16 protein-coding genes are annotated in these 17,878 nt (G+C 47.4%); 3 read left to right on the forward strand and 13 right to left on the reverse strand.

The features are described from left to right. Positions 1-128: 128 nt before the first annotated feature. From FND36_13420 to FND36_13440, 5 genes are all read right to left on the reverse strand, one after another. Entirely contained in the window at positions 129-1,412 is a 1,284-nt protein-coding gene (locus FND36_13420) for a GntP family permease (GenBank protein ID QDW74958.1), read from the reverse strand. A gap of 102 nt (positions 1,413-1,514) precedes the next feature. Next, complete coding sequence (locus tag FND36_13425) at positions 1,515-2,693, reverse strand: iron-containing alcohol dehydrogenase (protein ID QDW74959.1); 1,179 nt, start codon at positions 2,691-2,693, stop codon at positions 1,515-1,517. Positions 2,694-2,733: 40 nt separating this feature from the next. Further along, on the reverse strand, positions 2,734-4,665 hold the full coding sequence (locus FND36_13430) for an FAD-binding protein (GenBank protein ID QDW74960.1): 1,932 nt from the start codon (positions 4,663-4,665) through the stop codon (positions 2,734-2,736). After that, positions 4,662-5,897: an OFA family MFS transporter gene (locus tag FND36_13435; GenBank protein QDW74961.1), complete on the reverse strand. Its 1,236-nt coding sequence runs from the start codon at positions 5,895-5,897 to the stop codon at positions 4,662-4,664. The genes FND36_13430 and FND36_13435 overlap by 4 nt, the downstream gene beginning before the upstream one ends. Positions 5,898-5,909: 12 nt before the next feature. Then, on the reverse strand, positions 5,910-7,898 hold the full coding sequence (locus tag FND36_13440) for a hypothetical protein (protein QDW74962.1): 1,989 nt from the start codon (positions 7,896-7,898) through the stop codon (positions 5,910-5,912). A 98-nt stretch (positions 7,899-7,996) separates the two neighbouring features. Between FND36_13440 and FND36_13445 the strand changes: the two genes are divergently transcribed. Continuing rightward, entirely contained in the window at positions 7,997-8,929 is a 933-nt protein-coding gene (locus FND36_13445; protein ID QDW74963.1) for a LysR family transcriptional regulator, read from the forward strand. Here the strand turns inward: FND36_13445 and buk are convergent. The 3 genes from buk to FND36_13460 are packed head-to-tail and all read right to left on the reverse strand — an operon-like array spanning position 8,926 to position 12,411. After that, positions 8,926-10,050 carry a butyrate kinase gene (gene buk / locus FND36_13450; protein ID QDW74964.1) on the reverse strand — a complete coding sequence of 375 codons (1,125 nt, stop codon included), beginning with the start codon at positions 10,048-10,050 and terminating at the stop codon, positions 8,926-8,928. The genes FND36_13445 and buk overlap by 4 nt on opposite strands. Before the next feature lie 10 nt (positions 10,051-10,060). Continuing rightward, the gene (locus FND36_13455; protein QDW74965.1) at positions 10,061-10,972 is read right to left on the reverse strand and encodes a phosphate butyryltransferase; all 912 of its coding nucleotides are present in this window, start codon (positions 10,970-10,972) and stop codon (positions 10,061-10,063) included. 29 nt (positions 10,973-11,001) lie between these two features. After that, complete coding sequence (locus FND36_13460; GenBank protein ID QDW74966.1) at positions 11,002-12,411, reverse strand: aldehyde dehydrogenase family protein; 1,410 nt, start codon at positions 12,409-12,411, stop codon at positions 11,002-11,004. Between the two features lie 401 nt (positions 12,412-12,812). On the opposite strand from FND36_13460, the gene FND36_13465 reads away from it, so the two are divergent. After that, complete coding sequence (locus FND36_13465; protein QDW74967.1) at positions 12,813-13,385, forward strand: DUF4234 domain-containing protein; 573 nt, start codon at positions 12,813-12,815, stop codon at positions 13,383-13,385. A 134-nt stretch (positions 13,386-13,519) separates the two neighbouring features. Here FND36_13465 and FND36_13470 read toward each other — a convergent pair whose 3' ends face one another. From FND36_13470 to FND36_13480, 3 genes are all read right to left on the reverse strand, one after another. Continuing rightward, a complete protein-coding gene (locus tag FND36_13470; GenBank protein QDW74968.1) occupies positions 13,520-14,734 on the reverse strand; it encodes an LL-diaminopimelate aminotransferase in 1,215 nt (404 codons plus the stop codon). A gap of 101 nt (positions 14,735-14,835) precedes the next feature. Further along, positions 14,836-15,717: a diaminopimelate epimerase gene (locus FND36_13475; protein QDW74969.1), complete on the reverse strand. Its 882-nt coding sequence runs from the start codon at positions 15,715-15,717 to the stop codon at positions 14,836-14,838. An 81-nt stretch (positions 15,718-15,798) separates the two neighbouring features. Then, positions 15,799-16,008 carry a hypothetical protein gene (locus FND36_13480; protein ID QDW74970.1) on the reverse strand — a complete coding sequence of 70 codons (210 nt, stop codon included), beginning with the start codon at positions 16,006-16,008 and terminating at the stop codon, positions 15,799-15,801. Between the two features lie 193 nt (positions 16,009-16,201). Between FND36_13480 and FND36_13485 the strand changes: the two genes are divergently transcribed. Further along, the gene (locus FND36_13485; protein QDW74971.1) at positions 16,202-16,846 is read left to right on the forward strand and encodes a phosphate propanoyltransferase; all 645 of its coding nucleotides are present in this window, start codon (positions 16,202-16,204) and stop codon (positions 16,844-16,846) included. A gap of 4 nt (positions 16,847-16,850) precedes the next feature. Here FND36_13485 and FND36_13490 read toward each other — a convergent pair whose 3' ends face one another. Together FND36_13490 and FND36_13495 are read right to left on the reverse strand one after the other, a co-directional pair. Further along, positions 16,851-17,096: an iron-only hydrogenase system regulator gene (locus FND36_13490; GenBank protein ID QDW74972.1), complete on the reverse strand. Its 246-nt coding sequence runs from the start codon at positions 17,094-17,096 to the stop codon at positions 16,851-16,853. Between the two features lie 37 nt (positions 17,097-17,133). Beyond that, the gene (locus tag FND36_13495) at positions 17,134-17,871 is read right to left on the reverse strand and encodes a Tim44 domain-containing protein (protein QDW74973.1); all 738 of its coding nucleotides are present in this window, start codon (positions 17,869-17,871) and stop codon (positions 17,134-17,136) included. Positions 17,872-17,878: the final 7 nt, after the last annotated feature.

A 17,878-nucleotide genomic window follows, 5' to 3' on the forward strand; every position in this document is an offset into this window, starting at 1 on the left:
CTTCTGGAATTTTTATTCCAGAAGCAGCACTTTACTCTCATTCCTTTAGATGACGATAACGACAACCAAGAATCCCGCCGGCTTGCGCAGCCAGCGGGATTTTGCTGTCTTTCGGATCTCAGGCAATCTCAGGCAATCCCTGCCAATTTCAAAATCGCAATATACAAAATTCCGATCAAAAGAGGCAAAAGAAGAGATAACACAAAATCTATCGGCAGATATGAATCTTTCACCGGCACTTTGCTAATCGCGGCCTGCATATAGAGGAAACCACAGTTTGGCAACGTATCACAGGATACTGCTCCCAGAACGATCAAGCGGTGGATATGCTCCGCTGTTGCCGCTGTGGCAAACTGCTGCAGCACGGGCCCTGCCAAAACAATGCCGGCAGAGGCCGACCCTGCCGCCCCGGCAAGTAATCCTGTACTTACTAAAGCCATAAGAAGCGGATCCGCATTTAGGTTCAATAATGCTTCCGTCAAATTTGTATATGCGGAGGTGGCAACAATGATGGAGCCAAATCCCACAACTCCGCAGACTTGGAAGCAGGAGTCCCCGGCTTCCGAAACAGAGGAAGTTAAAAGTCCCTTAATCTCTTCCGAATTATGAGGAAGATGTTTATAATTCAAAACAGCCGCAGCGCAAGTTGCCGCAAACAATGCCATTTCGATAGAAAAATCAAATACATTATAAAGAACCGCTGGGATCAGAAGGGGAATCAGAGCACAGCTAAAATGAGCCGCCGGCTTTTCCTCCCTCATCTCTTCTTCCTCCGTTTCTATAAAGCCCATTCCTCTTTTCGCGCAATAGCTTTCATACCATTTCAGATACAGAAGGCCCAGCCCAAAGAAAACTGCCATACATCCCAAGGCGATCCCTCCGCCAGCTCCCAGCGTAGTCCCAAATAAATCAGCGCATAAAAGATTTTGGATTGAGGGAACAAAAGGTGTGGCAAAGGCTCCTACACTTCCCAGCGTAAATCCGGCCAAGCAGAACCTTCTGGGTATATTGGCTCTTCTGCACATCTCCACCCCTATAGGAACCAGCAGGAACACAGAAACATAAGCCGATATCCCGCCACAAGTAAACAAAAAACCGACAATCGTAAGAGCAAATGATATATTTTTGGGGCCGATCAAATTCAAAATTGTCCTGGCCAAACTATCTGCCGCTCCGGAAATATTCAAAATCTTCGCAAATACCTGACCATAGAGAAACATCAGGAACCAACTCTGGATAAAGGATACAAATCCTTCCATATAGGTTACCGTCAGCCCCTCATAGATATCCATTCCGCTGCATATCATTAGAAGGACACTCGCAGCTAGACTTGCAATGATCGTATGGATTTGTTTCATACATAATACAGACAATAATACGATTGGTACTACAATAATCAAAACGTCCTTCATGGTTCTATTCTCCGTATTCTTTCTGCTTTAACCCCTATAGAGCTGTCGCACCTATGATTTATTTCATAGATGCGACAGCATAGATTCACATTTATCCTGAAGTTAGCAGAATCTATCCGCAATTCTTGTAAGCATTCCTTTGATATCTTCTTCTGTCGGAACATATTTCGCATGATCAAAGGCGCCGTCAGTAGGAATGATCTCCGCCGTCTTCATAACCTGTTCTCTGGTGACACCGTAGTCCTTCAGAGTAGGAGCTTTGGTCAGTTTGATAAATTTGTAGAAAGCTTCTCTTGCTCTTTTCTCTAATTCTTCCGCGCTGATTCCCTCTGGAATCTCTTCTCCGCTGACCAGTTCCGCCATCCATTTTATCTTATCATACTCTACCTTGGCAAGAGATGCGTAGGTCTCCGGTATGGCCGCCGCCATACATGCGCCGTGAGGAATATGAGCAACCGCTCCCAGGCTGTGTCCAAAAGAATGTCCAAAATGACACAAACTGTTGCTGACTGCCATACCTGCCAAATTTGATCCTACATACATATAATATCTGGCTTCTTTATCATCTCCATTTTCTACAGCTCTGGGCAGATATTTTACGATCATTTCCATTGATTCTCTGGCTAACGCATCGGCAATCGGATTTGCCTTCTTGCATGAGAATGCTTCCGCCGCATGAGAAAAAGCATCTACGCCGCTGTTGGCAGTCAGAGCCGGAGGCATAGAGTAAGTCAGCTCTGGATCCAGCAGGGCCAGCTTAGGCAAACATGCTCCATCACTGCGGAGAGCTCTCTTCCCATGTACTTCTGTATTTGTAACCATTGCCGCAAAGGTACTCTCTGAGCCGGTTCCTGAAGTAGATGGAATCGCGATGATCGGATAACTTGGTTCCGGCGCGATATTCTGCTCTGTTACATAATAGCGATTAAGCGGCTCTGGATTTTTTAACAGCACATTGATTGCTTTAGCTGTATCCATAGCGCTTCCGCCTCCCATAGCAATAACAATGTCAATGCCTCCAGCCTCTTTGGCAACTTTTGTCCCTGCGTAAACGGATGTATCTGTTGGATCTGGAACAATATCTGTAAATTCAACATGCGGGATTCCCGCCTCATCCAGCCTATTCTTGATCGTCTTTATTGGCTCTTCCAGAAACGCATCGGCTACGATCAGCGCCTTGGTTCCTCCCAGATCTTTTACTTTATCCGCGATTAGATTAATCGCTCCTGGCGCGATGACTGATGGAACAAATCTTACATATTCTCTGATTTCTGTATACATATTTTTTTCTCCTTTTCTATTGATCTTTTCTTTGCTGTTTTTATAAATTTACTGCTAATTCATATCCTTCATGGATTGCTTCCAAAGCGCTTCTTGGCTGCTTGGCATCTCCCAGGCAGAGTACTTTTTCCACCTTTCCCTGCAGTTCTTCTGCAAGTTGTCCGCAAGACTTGGATCCTGTAGCGATCACCACAAAATCCGTCTGGATTTCCTGCTGCCTGCCATCTGCTTCAATGACAACCATCCCCTCCGCAATTTCTTTTACCACTGTTTCTGTCAGAATGTCAATCCCAGCTTCCTTCAGCGCCTTATTCAGATAGATCTTAGGATTTCTTGGCATGTCGCCTAAAATCTCCGGCAGCATCTCTATGATCGCCTGCACTTGGTAACCATGACTGCTCAGGTGGTATGCCGTTTCTCCGCCTACCATCCCGCCGCCGATCACGATGCCTTTCTTTCCTGGCAGGACTTCGCCTGCAAGGACCTGGATCGCAGTAAAAACCTGCGGCCCTTTTACGCCTGGTATTGGTGGGAATACTGGTTTTGCCCCGGCAGCGACAACTGCCACATCTGGCCTCAGAGTCTCAATCAGGGAAGCTGTCGCTTCTGTGTTCATCAACATTCGGACACCCAGTTTTTTCAATTGTGTCTGCTGCCATACCAGAAAGGATGTAAGTTCTCCCTTCTCTGGAGGAACTGCCGCGTATCGGTATTGTCCTCCTGGTATGTTTTCTTTTTCAATGAGCGTCACTTCATGTCCACATCTGGCGGCTGTAATAGCGAATTCCATACCGCCCACTCCGGCTCCGATCACCGCCACTGACTTTTTGATTTCTGCCTCCTTAACAGGGATTTCTGTCTCCCGTGTCATTACAGGATTAAAAATACAGGTGGCAGAGATTCCTTTTGCCAGGTGCCCGGAACATCCGATAAGACATCCCACACATGTCTTGATATCCTCGAATCTACCCTCCTTTGCTTTATTTGGCAGCTCTGGGTCTGCCATAGATGCCCGGAGCATTCCCACCAAGTCGCATTTCCCCGACTCCAAGACTGCTTCTGCCAGAAATGGGTCATTGACTCTTCCGACTCCAATTACCGGTATAGACACTACCTGTTTTATTTCTTCCGCCAAATCCACATAAACTCCATGCCGTACTGCTGCCGACGGGGTTACATACTGGACAGAGGCGTTTACAGCTGCCGATACATTCATGAGATCCAGCCCATTCTCTTCCAGCAGCATAGCGATCACTTTCGCATCCTCTATCGTAATTCCTCCCGGTACTTTCTCATCCGCAGAAATCCGCATACTCACCGGGAATCCGTCTCCACAGCGTTTCTTGATCTCCTGTAAGATTTCCAAGGCAAATCTACAGCGATTCCGTATATTTCCACCGTATTTGTCCACCCGTTTATTAGAATAATGGGATAAAAACTCATTGACCAGATACCCATGACCCGCATGGACTTCCACCCCATCAAATCCTGCCTGTTTTGCCCGGTAAGCAGCTTCTCCGAATTTTACCACCATCTCTTCTATTTCCCGGACCGACATCGCCCGCGGAGTAGCTCTCGTATTAGGATCGATGATCCTGGAAGGAGCTATGGTACATTCTCCATCGATCACGTCTGGTTTCGTCTGTCTTCCCGCATGATAAATCTGAGCAAAAATCCTTGAGCCAAACTTATGGACCCGCCTGGTCAACCCTTTCATAGCTTCGCCCTGTCCGTCTTCCCACAATCCCGGAACCCGGTCAAAGCTTCGCCCATACTTATCAACAGCCGTGTCTTCAATAAAAATTAATCCCCAGCCGCCTTTAGCTTTCCCCTCATAATAACTGATAAAATGTTCGGTAGGATAGCCGTTCTTGTCACAAGTCAGAGTCACTGCCGCAGTCGCCGCAAAACGATTGGGGATCTCCAGTTTCTCCCTGCCGATCCGAATCGGCTCAAACACCCGTTTCATTATCCTTCCTCCTTAAAGCGGTCCGGTTTGATCGGTTTGATACTCAATGCGCAGACTGCTCCCACCGCGGTACAGATCAGCCCAAACACCTGCAAAGGAATATAGCTTCCGGAGGATTCCATAAGATTCAGTCCCACACTCGGAACAATCAGACTGGCCGGTACATATCCCAGCATTGCCGCGCCAAATACAGAACCGGAAGCTTTGGGGCCCCACTCTTCCATAGCGATGACCGCATTCGTGCTGGCTACTGCTCCAAAGCCAATTCCGATCAGCACAAAGGAAACGATCAAAAGCGCTGGATTTCCTCTAAACAGGATCAACCCGATTCCGCCGGCGCTCATAATGATCCAGTGCGCGGCATATCCAAGTTTCCATCCCGTCTTATCTACCAATTGTCCAAATCCGATCCTTCCTATGATCGAACAGATCGACACGATAGAGAGAATCGCGGTGGCCATTGTCTGCGAAAATCCGTTATCAAGTCCAAAGGTTACAAACAGCGAACTCATACACTGATAAAACGCCGGGTAAATCGCCATTGCGATCAGATGTGCCCAGAATGGCCAGGTGCGAATCGCCTGAGGCAGATAATAATTCCTTTGGTTCGAAGGAGTAACCGCTACTTTTTCCGGGTAAGGATTAAATCCTTCTGGTGCTTCCTTAAAAAGGAAGGAGCATACCAGGCAGATCGCTCCAAATACTACTGCCTCAATATAGAACACATTAATGACTCCTACCGCGCCGATCAAAGCTGTGACCAAAGGCCCTACAAACGCTGACGAACCGCCCCACACTGCCAAGACACAAGCCATCATCAATCCTTTTCTGTCTGGGAACCATTGTCCGATGGCAAAAGTAACAACGCAATAGATAAATCCGGCAGACAGCCCCGCGATTCCGCTGTAGGTAACATACAGCAACTGTGGAGATGTAGCAAGTCCGCTGAGGAACAATCCTGCCATAAATCCGATCGTACCTGTTATCAACACTTTCTTGGTACCGATTTTATTTCTGAGCCATCCGCCCACAAAGCATCCTGCCGAATAAAACGCAGAGGCCGATGTTCCAACCAATGCCACAGACGTCAGGGACCAGCCATGCGCCTCCAAAAGAGGATTGACATATACACTCCAGGAAAAAACTAAGCTGCCGCATAACATTAAGCATAATCCCATGACAAACATCAAGTTACGTCTCTTTAAATTCTGGCTTAATTCTGTACTCGTTCCCATACTCTCTTCTCCTTATATTTTTCTCGCCACCTCATAGGCTGAAGCGACTGCTGTATAAATATTTCCTATCCGGTTCTCATCTCCTACCGCATAGATTTCGATTCCCTCTCCGATCAGTTCCTGGACAAAAGAAGGCAGCGGGCGAAGACCTATTGACATCAGAACATTATCCGCTTCAAGTACTTGGTTTTCTCCGCCTCCCGTGCTGGGCGCGACCACCGCTCCCACATCATTGATCCCTACGATTTTATAATTTACCAATGTCTTAACATGATAGTGTTTGATCAAATCCGGGATCATCTGGGCTACCATGACAGGAATCATCTTGCTGGCTGCTAATACCGCCGGCGCCGTTTCCACGATCGTCACTTCCCTGCCCTGCATCGCCAGGTCAATGGCTGTCTCGCATCCAACCAGCCCGCCGCCTACGACAATGACTTTTTTCCCAAGTTCTACTTTCCCGTTCAGCGCATCCACTCCAGAACAGCATTTTGCATGATCAATGCCTTCGATCCTTGGCATGATAGGTTTGGAACCAATTGCGTTGATTACAACATCAGGATGTAATTCTTTTATTTTTTCCGCTGTCATTTCTGCCTGGTATACCACTGGAATCTCAAGGTCTGTGATCTCTCCTTTATACCACTCCAGGAGTTGTTTGATCTCTTTCTTGAATTCATGAGCTCCGGCCGGGATCAACAGTCCTCCCAGACAGTCTGTTTTCTCGTAGATTGTGACATCGTGCCCTTTCATTTTCAGGACACGGGCCGCTTCCATTCCCGCGATTCCTCCGCCTATAACAGCAACCTTCTTAGGAGCCAATGCTTTCTCCAGATGATAATTAATTTCTTTTTGCAGGGTCGGGTTCACCGCACACGCCACATGTTCGCCGGAGCGGAGTTTCCCCATGCATCCTACCAGACACCCGATACACGGCCTGATTTTATCCGGCTTTCCCATTTCCAGCTTCTTCACATAATAGGGATCTGCCAATGACTGACGTCCCAGAACCACTCCATCAATCTGCTTCTTCGCAACAGCTTCTTCCGTCATATAAGGATCGTTCATTCGAGATCCGCAGTACACTGGAATATTGACCGCTTCCTTTACCTTCTCCGCCAGAGGAATCACATGGCCCTGCGGCATATACATAGGCGGGCAGGCGTAGTAGAAGGAATCATACATTCCCACGTCCACATTCAGAAGATCATAACCGTAGGATTCCAGCAGCTTAGCAATACGGATTCCCTCTTCCTGAGTCCTTCCAGCGTCTTCTTCTCCGGTAAAATTCGTCTTATTCAGACCGGAAATATAACTCTTCAGTCCCAGTCGGATGCTGACAAGAAAATCCTGTCCGCAGACCTGCTTGACCCCCTCCACCAGTTCTTTGCATATGCGGAGACGGTTCTCTAAACTTCCCCCATATTCATCGGTTCTCCGGTTTGTAATCGCCAAGGCGAACTGATCCAGCAGATATCCCCAGTGCAGCGCATGCATCTCAACTCCTACAAATCCGGAATCTTTCATCAATTTCGCCGCCTGAATCACACTGTCTCTCTTAATTTTGATCTGTTCATTGGTAAGTTCCTCTGAAAAACACCCCGGCATCCCAAAGACTTCATTGCGGGAACATGAGTATAGGCCTGCTCTGTTTCTTCCCAGTCCCAAAGAGACCTGCTGTATGATCTTCATATCATAAAACGATGCCCGCTCATTCAGACGAAGAGCCATCTTCTGGAAATCCGCCTGATGATTCATAAAATGAGTTGCCTGGTCACAAGGATCAACCTTGGTATCTGGCTGCAGGCAGCCGGCGAAAAATAAGCCAAAGCCGCCTCTTGCGCGTTCCAGAATATATTCAATCCCTTTATCACTGTATTCGCCGTACGCGCCCTTTTGATTCCCATAAGCTCCTCCCATAGGAGAAACAGCAAAACGGTTCTTAAATGTCACTTTTCCGATTGTGATCGGACTAAGTAAATGTTTAAATTGATTGCTCATTTTAATTCCTTTCTCCAATTTTACAACATTGTTAAATTCTTGATTTTTCTCTTTATGTATCGTATAATTTAGACATATTTTTATGTGTGAGGAGTGATATGATGCAGGAAGATTTTAACATTACCGTCCTCAAATATTTTCTGACTGTGGCTGAAACAAGATCCATCACGAAAGCCGCAAATGAGTTATTCATTACGCAGCCTACACTCAGCCGCCAGCTCTGCCATTTGGAAGACCAATTGGGAACTTCCCTTTTCATCCGCAAAAAACATGGAGTGGAACTGACCGCCGATGGCGTTTTGTTCCTGGAAGAATGCCGGAAATTTTTCCAGACCTATGAAACTTTTAAAACCGCTTCTTCTTCTCTACATAAGCAGGGGCTTTTAGGATCGATTTCCGTCGCCTACCAGAAATCAGCCCGATCGTATCTTGCCGCCATCAACAAGCATTTTTTGTCAAAAAACCCAAACGTTCATATCAATTGCCTTACTTCTACAAATATCCCTAAAAATTTCGTGGATATTTTATTGAACGGAGAGGCAGACTGTGTTTATCTGTACTCCCATGAACTTAGAGATACAGACAAGCAGGCCATTGATTCTGTCAACATCTGTCGGCTTAAGTTTGGCGTTCTGCTTTCTGTTTCCAACCCTCTGGCTTCCAAAGATCATATTTTTGTAAAGGATCTGGTAGACCAGCAGTTTGTACTTCCCAGCCGAATCATTTCTCCGGTCAAGATTGAAGAAGTCTTTAACGCCTGCCGGATTAACGGCTTTACTCCAAATATCGCAGAGTATATTGACGGGGTGGAAAATATTATGGTCAACATCGAGTCTTATGGCACGATCTCGATCATGCCGGAATATGTCTATCATTTTAGTTCCAATGATGATATTGTTTTCCGCATTCTGGAGGATTACCCTTATCAGTATGAGATCTGCCTTGCCGCCCTCAACACGAATCCTAATCCGGCTGTCTATCATTATTTAGAGTCAGTTCGCGCCATGGATCTTTCGGATCTTGCCAGTTAAAGCGTAATCGGCTGGATATGTCCTTTTTCTCCGGAGTAGACTGCCGGCTTCTCCTGCCCAGATAGTACCCGGTAGGCCCCTAGGGCCAAGGCTTCATTCTCAAATTCTCCGGGATAGCGATAGATTGGAGCAATTTTTTTCACTCGCTCTTCTATGAGCGCCACCAATCTATCCGACCGGGACATACCACCGGTGATCGCGATCGCATCCACGTTTCCACATAATGTGGCAAAGCAGGCCCCCACTTCCCGGCTGATCTGATAGGCCATAGCTTTCAGGATCAATTCTGCCTGTTCATCTCCTGCATCGATTCGTTTCTCCACCTCCCGCAGGTCATCAATTCCCAAGTAGGCTTTCATACCTCCTTCATATTTCAACATCCGGTATACCTCTTTTTCCGTATATTTTCCGCTGTAGCATACATGCATCAACTGCCCGGTGGGAAGGGTTCCGGAACGGTTGGGGGTAAATGGGCCATCTCCATCTCCACTGGAATCATTTACATCTATGATCCGTCCTTTTTCATGTGCTCCGATCGAAACACCGGAACCCGCATGGACCACTATGATGTTCATATCTTCATATTGTTTTCCTTGTTCACTGGCTGCCTTTCTGGCCACCGCCCTTTGGTTCAGCGCATGGAACGCCGCCCGTTTAGGGAAAAGTGGATGTCCCGTGACCAACGCTTCTGGAAGAAACTGATTAATAGACGAGGGATCCGTCGCATAACTTGGCTTTTTCTCTTTTAAGTCCTTCTGGAGTAAGTCTACTAATGCCATAGTCAGTCTTGTAGCATGGACTGGTGTTCTGTCTGGTTCATACAGTTCATCGATATGTTCTCTTAGTTTTCCATCTACCAGAAAGGTTCCTCCATCTCCACCGTAGAACATTCCTCCCAGTCGCACTGCATAAGCGTCAATATCTTCTACGCTAAGCCCCTGTTTATGGAGCCACTCTAAAATCTGCTCTGTTCTCAGCTCTACCTGTTCCTTACTTGTAGAACTTCTGTCATTCTCCTGTTCTGAGTAATCAATGGTTTCATTTTTGATCATCTTGTCGTCTTCATATATTGAAACTTTTGAAGATGTACCCCCAAAATTCAGCACTAAAATCCGATTCATCCTGCCCTCCTTACTCTTTTGCTGCCACGGACGCCACTGCCAGGGAAGTATACTTCTGTTCCACAGTCGCTACACGGGACGTTACTGATATCGGAACTCCTGCTCCTGCCACCATTCCCACACTTATCGCCCCTCCAAACATAGTCAGCGCCTTTGCCAGCAAATTACCCGCCGCAAGATTTGGCGCCAGCAACACATCCACATCACCTGCTACCGGGCTTTCAAAGTGCTTCTCCTTTGCCACTTCAGCATTTAAGGCAATATCCAGCGAAATAGGCCCTTCTACGATACAGCCTTTGATTTCCCCACTTAGGTTCATCTGTTTAAGTTCATTTGCCTCTACTGTTTCCGTGATTTTAGGGCTGATATTTTCCGCTGCGCAAAGAACTCCTATTTTAATATCTTCTCCATACCCCATTCCGCGGAGTGTTTCCGTGATCAACCGAATCTGTTCTTTTTTCTGTTCCAGTGTCGGATACGGCAGAATTGCTCCGTCAGAAAGTACTACGAGCTTGTGATATCCCGGAATCTGGAAAAACGAAATCTGTGTAATCAGTTTTCCATGAGGCAGGCCTGTCTCTTTATTCAGAACCGCTTTCAATAGAGACGCTGTATTAACCCTTCCTTTCATCAGGAAATCCGCTTCTCCCCGCCTAACAAGCTGTACCGCTTCATAACAGATACTGGTTTCATCTGACATATCGATAATACGGTATTTTTCCGCAGGTTCATGGAACTCCTCCAAAATATCCGTGATTTTTGCCTGGTTCCCTATAAAAATCGGATCCGCAAAACCGTCTCTTTTTGCCATAAGTCCCGCTGTGATCACATGATGATAATCTGCTCCGGCGATGGCTACTTTCTTTGCCCTTTTCCTTTCATTGGCTAATTTCATAATGTCTGATAGTTTTTCAAAATGCATACTAGTCTCCTTCTATGCCTGCCGGTATCTCAGTCTTCTTCGCCCCAGATTTCCTCATAGGTAAGTTCTTCCCTTTCCTTCTTGACTGTGTAATACATTCTTGTATAGTTCAAGAGATACTCAAAAGTCAGATTCTGGTCAAAAGAACTGCCTCCCCAAAAACCACATCCTAAAGTTGAAGTGGCTACAAAACCATTATCAAAACTTCCGCCTCCAATGATCTTGTTGCTGTTATTTACAATCAGTCTGCACACCGGCAATTCTTCTCCCGCGTAAATTTGTTTCTGCTCATCATCTGTATAGATATCGCTGGAGTGTCCTGCTCCTTCCATGAGAAGGTTCGCTTTTGCGACTGCCACAGCTTCCTCCCAGACTCCTTCATAAGTAATCACCCGAGTGACCGGGCAAAGGATTTCTCTGCACATCAACTCCTCGGTTCCATATTTCTCAATGGGAGCCACAATGATATGCTTATCTGCCGGGACGTCAAGGCCAAGCTCTTTTCCCATCTCTTGAGCGCTAAGTCCAACAATCTTTCGATCTAGTATATAATCCTGCGTCTTCTCGTTATAAACGAAAATTGTGTCCCGCAGCTTATTAACCATATCCGGATCTTCGATAACATAAGCTCCACTTCGGTCAAAAGCCTTCATCAGCTTTTCCTTCGCGCTCTTAGGAACGATCACCGTCTGTTCTCCTGTACAAGGGATCCCATTATCGTAAGATCTGTTTGCCACAATCCGGGATGTGATCACGTCAAACTCTCTCTCCATCCCTTCATCTATGACCACCTGGCAGTTTCCCTGTCCAACACCCAGCGCTGGGTTCCCGCTGGAATAAGCCGCTTTGACCATACCTGGGCCTCCTGTGGCCACGACAACATCCACTTTCTTGATCAGTTCCTGAGTCATTTCAATCGAAGGTTCTTCTAATACCTGAATTAAATCTGCCGGCGCCCCTGCTTGAGAAATCGCCTCTCTTAGCAGCTTACAGCAGTGGAGTGATACCTTCTTCGCTTTTGGATGAGGACAAAAAATAACTGCATTTCCTCCTTTTAACGCCTGCATTCCATTTCCTCCCATTGCGGAAGTAGGATTTGTACTCGGCATGATCGCCCCAACAATCCCAATCGGTTTAGCTATTTTCAAGATACAATCCTGGTCTAGCTTTCCTTTTTCCCAACCTACAACTCCTTTGGATTTTTTCCCTTTCATGTAATACCAGGCATTTCCCATCAGGTTCCTCTGTTTACGGATTTTGGACTCCACAACTCCCATACCCGTTTCTTCCACTGCTTCTTTTGCAAACATTTCCGCATTATCATATACCGTCTTTGCGCAAATCCTGGTAATTTTGTCATATTCTGCTTGAGAAAAGTCTGCATATACCTTCTGGGCTTTTCTGGCTTTCTTAATCAATTCATCAACATATGATCCCATTTTTACACCTCCTTGTTTTTTATCTTGTTTACGTAAACATATTTCTTCTTGATTTCAGCCTAATTCTAGCATAGTTTTTTTATTGTCACGAAATGCTTAAATAAAATATGAATTGTCAAAAATATTCACAATTAGAATATCTTAATTAGGGCCGGGGGATTTTTAAAAATCCCCCGGCCCTAATTGAAATTGCCCTGTCCCTTTTTATCATGTCCTCCACCAATATTTCATACCATTTTGTCACCTGTTGTTTCCTTCCGTTCTATGTTCATAAACATTCACTTTGAATCTGTTCTATATTTCCAGCACTGACAAGCCGTAATTCTATGTAAAATCTATAGCCATCCCTATGGTTTTGTGGTATGATACCAGTGATGATCAAACAATGAGGAGGAGATATCATGAAATATTGTACAAAGTGCGGCGCTGTCTGCCCAGACAATGCCCAGTTCTGTCCAGAGTGCGGCTCTCCGCTGCCGGAAGGGTCTGCTTCACAGTCTCACGCAGATAACATGAATGGCGGCCAGGCAAACACCAATGGACAATACAGCTACGGTAGCGGCCAGAACTACCAGGGACAGCCAAATAACAATTACGGAGGACCGGTTTACCAGAATCCAGGATTTCAACAAAATTTTGGAATCACTCCCAGAAGCATCCCTGTAGCGATCATTCTTTCAATCGTTACCTGCGGAATCTATGCAATCTACTGGATGATCAAGATCAATGATGAGGTAAATCAGCTCTCCGGAGAATATCAGGCAACTTCCGGCGGTATGGTTTTCCTGTTTACTCTGATCACCTGCGGAATCTACGGCTGGTACTGGCTCTATAAAATGGGCGACCGCTGTGACCGGATCAAAGGCGTCAACGGAAGCTCCAATGTCCTTTATCTGATCCTGGGTATCTTCGGACTAAGTATCGTCAGCTACTGTCTGATCCAGGATACCATCAACAAAAAAGTACAGGGATAGCCTTAATACATAAGTCAAGCGAAAGCAAGAGGGGAACCCAGATACCATTTGGGTACACCCCTCTTTTCATTTTGGTACACCGTAAAATTAAATTTGGGACGTAGTAAAATTGCATTTTACTACGTCCCAAATTATTACATCTTCTTGATCCGCTCGATAGCCGCCACCGTATTCTCATAACTTCCAAATGCGGTCAGCCGGAAATATCCTTCGCCGCTTGGGCCGAATCCGGAACCGGGGGTTCCGACTACGCCTGCCTTTTCCAGCAGATGGTCGAAGAACTCCCAGGACGTCATTCCTTTGGGTGTCTCCAGCCAGATATATGGAGCGTTCACACCGCCGGATACGCTATAACCCGCCTCTTTTAATCCATCGTATATAACTTTGGCGTTTTTCATATAGTATGCGACCTGTTCTTTTAACTGCGCCTTGCCTGCCTCTGAGTATACGGCCTCTCCTGCCCGCTGTACGATATAAGGCGCTCCGTTGTACTTAGTGCCGTGGCGTCTCGCCCACAGAGAATGGAGCATTACATCTCCGGATTTCAGGTCTTTGGGCACGATCGTGGCTCCCAGTCTTACTCCGGTAAATCCCGCGTTTTTAGAAAAGCTTCTCAGCTCGATGGCGCAGGTCCTTGCTCCTTCACACTCATAGATGGTGTGGGGAACGTCCGCCTCGGAAATATAAGCCTCGTAAGCGGCATCGTAGATGATCACCGCTCCCACTTTGTTAGCGTAATCCACCCACTCCTGAAGCTGCGGCTTCGTGATCGTAGAACCTGTCGGATTATTGGGGAAACACAGGTAAATGATATCCGGCGTCTCTTTTGGCAGTTCCGGCGCGAAATTGGTCTCCTTTGTGCAAGGCATATAAATCACATCGCTCCATGTCTCCGTCTTGGGGTCGTATGTCCCGGTACGGCCCGCCATTACATTGGTGTCTACATAGACCGGATACACCGGGTCGCATACCGCGATCTTATTCTCTTTGGCGAAAATCTCCTGGATATTTCCAGAGTCACACTTTGCCCCGTCAGAAATGAAGATCTCGTCTGCCTGGATATCACAGCCTTTATCCTGGTAATCGTTTTTTGCCATAGCGCTTCTTAGGAACTCATATCCAAGATCCGGCGCGTACCCGTGGAAGGTCTCCGCGTGGGCCATCTCGTCTACCGCTTTGTGGAGACTGTCTATGATGGCCGGCGCCAAAGGCTGGGTCACATCCCCGATGCCAAGGCGGATGATACTCTTATCCGGATTCGCTTCTTGATAAGCCGCCACCTTCTTTCCGATGGTAGAGAAAAGATAACTCCCCGGAAGTTTTAAATAATCTTGGTTCACTTTAAACATATGCATCTCTCCTTTTTGCTGTTCTGCTCTTGCTGTATTGCCGCTTTTTCCCAAACTGAAACGCGGCTTTTCACGCCAACGCTTCTCTCAGGCGCCTCCGGCTACTCCTTCCTGGCCGCTTCTTCCAGCGCCTCCAGATCGATCTCCCCGTCAAATACAGTCCGGGCTGGTCCGGTCATGAAGACGTGTCCGTCTTCCCCATCCCACTCGATCTTCAGGTCGCCGCCCAAAAGGCGTACCGTCACCTCTCGTTCTGTCAGACCGTTCAAGATGGAAGCCACCGCCACAGCGCAGGCCCCTGTCCCGCAGGCCAGCGTCTCGCCGGAGCCCCGCTCCCACACCCGCATCTCCACGGTGTGACGGTCGATGACACGGGCAAATTCTGTATTGATCCTCCTTGGGAATCTGGGATGATTTTCAAAGGCGGGCCCGATCTTTTCAAGCTCCAGGCCCTGTACATCTTCCACATAGACTACCGCATGGGGATTGCCCATAGACACTCCGGTCATGCGATACTCCCTGCCCTCTACCAGGAGCGGCTCGTCCACTACGCTTCGCTTCTCCATCTGAGCGCCAGATTCTCCCAGGATCGGGATTTCCCCCGGCATGAGCACCGGAGCCCCCATGTCTACCCGGATCTGATCCGCCTTCCCGTTTTTGGGGAAAATATCCAAGTGTTTGATGCCTCCCAGTGTTTCTACAGTAATGCTGGACTGATCTGTCAGACCATAGTCGTAAACATACTTTGCCACACAGCGTATGCCGTTTCCGCACATCTCCCCTCTGGATCCATCCGCGTTATACATGCGCATCTCAAAATCCGCCGCTTTGGACGGACAGATCAAGATCAATCCGTCTGACCCGATCCCGAAATGCCGGTCACTGACCAGCTTGGCTGCTTTTGACGGCTCTTTCACCTCTTCTTTCAAACAATTGACATAGACATAATCATTGCCCAATCCCTGCATTTTCGTGAATTTCATGCTGTCTCTCCTCGTAAAAATGGGCGTTCTCATCCTGCAATGAAAACGCCTTTGTTTTTCTTTCTAATCCCTTAATTCTATTTATTCCTCTTCGTCCAGCCAGTAGTCGTCCTCCAGCTGATTATAGGTATTGCCGTTATTATTCCCACAAGCAATTCCCCTTTTTACCGGGGCCAGAAGGAAACCTTTCACCACCCCAAGCAGCAGACAGCAGAGAATGACCAAAATCTTCTCCGCCGGCGTCCAGTCTCTTTCAAAAAATTCTTTGATGCCTTCCCAGACCGCTTTCATAACTCTACCTCCTTATTATTTTATACTCACCACACTATTCTTACCTGTATCGGAACGATACCGGACGAAAGATTCCGCCCTTGGTACCATTATAAAATATTTCCCTTCAAAATGAAAGGGGAAATGTAATTGAAAAATAGAGTCCGCTCTGTTAAAATGAAAATATTCTATAATCCAGAAAGGGGATATGAACATGAGTCTTGCAATACCAATCGAAACCAGCGCCCGGCACATTCATCTTTGTGAAGAGGATTTTCATATTCTCTTTGGAGAAGGCGGCGCTCTTACTTATAAAGCTGATCTGAGCCAGCCCGGCCAGTATGTCTGCGAGGAGCGGCTTACAATAAAGGGACCAAAAGGAACCTTTGAGAATGTAGCCGTCCTTGGTCCTTTTCGTAAAGAAACCCAGGTGGAGATCTCCATGACCGATTCCCGCAAACTCGGAATCCCTGGTATGATCCGTCAGTCTGGGGAGACAGAAGGCACTCCCGGCTGTACGCTGGTCGGCCCTGCCGGAAGTTTGGAGCTGGATCATGGTGTGATCGTAGCCAAAAGGCACATCCACATGACTCCCGTCCAGGCTGTCCAGCTCAATGTCCGGGATAACGATGATGTGTTTGTGATCATGGAAAGCTATGAACGCTCTTTGATCTTTGCCGATGTGGTAGTCCGGGTCAGCCCGGATTACGCCCTTGCTATGCATGTAGACACCGATGAGGCAAATGCCTTCGCAAATGAAAATAACCCCACCGGGGTTATTCTCAAACTCTTTGGCGGCCGCACCTACAATCTGCAAAAATGGGCAGAAGAACTGCAAAGCGGCATCCACCGTCTATAAATTCTTATAGTTTTGCGCTCAGCGTTTTCGCCGTCACGCCTTCCACCATGCCAAGCTTCCCGGACAGGGAGCTGGCGGCATCCTGGGGCGCGTCGATCACTACGCTGATGATCGAAACACCTCTCTGTCTGTACGGGAGCCCCATACGTCCAACAATATAATGCCGGTACTCATGAAGCAGGTCATTGACTGTTACTGCCGCTTCTTCATCCTTGACGATGATACTGATCACCGATACTCTGTTTTCCATTTTATCATCCTCTATCTTCCGTTCTTCTCCTCTGGCCTTATTCCGAAAACTGCCGGATATCCATCTCGTTTTTCTGCCGGATCTCATGCAGGACCCAGCATCCTTCCTCATAGATAAACAGCCAGTATTCATAGAATCTTTCCGGCCGGGTATTGCCCCGCAGCACTTCTTTTGTCTGCCGGTCCACGTAATATCCGATCATGCTTCCATGGATCAGATACCAGATCCGGTCGTCCGATTCCCCTTCCCGATCCACAGCCTGCACCGGGACCGCGCTCAGAAGCTTCACATTCTTCTGGACCACTTCCTCGCCCCGGATGACCATCCATTCCAGTTTTGCCTGCCACTGCTCCTTCAATTCCCGGCTTAGATACTCAGCGGCATAATCCGCGTCCTGTCTGCGCCAGCACTCCTGGATCTCATAGTACGCCTCTTCGATCCGTTTCTGGATCTCCCGATAGTTCCAATTCTTTCCAACTTTTTCATAGGCTTTCATCAGCCGGACGCTCTTTGCCTTCGCCTTCCGCGCCCGGTATACGAATACGATCGTACCCCCGGCCGCTATGGCGATCCCGATCCCGGTATTTAAAATGGAGCTGATGGGATTGGACCGTCTGGTCCCCGTATCTGAATACATGTGTCTGGAAGAGCCTCCTCCGCTGCTTCCACCGCTACTTCCACTGCTTCCGCCTCCGCCCGCTCTCGCATAGGCACTGAAGCCAAATACCAGAGATAAGAGCAGCGCGCACAAAAGCAGACGCAACCCTTTTTTCATACTTTTC

Source organism: Lachnospiraceae bacterium KGMB03038 (assembly GCA_007361935.1).
Taxonomy (GTDB): Bacteria; Bacillota; Clostridia; order Lachnospirales; family Lachnospiraceae; genus Massilistercora.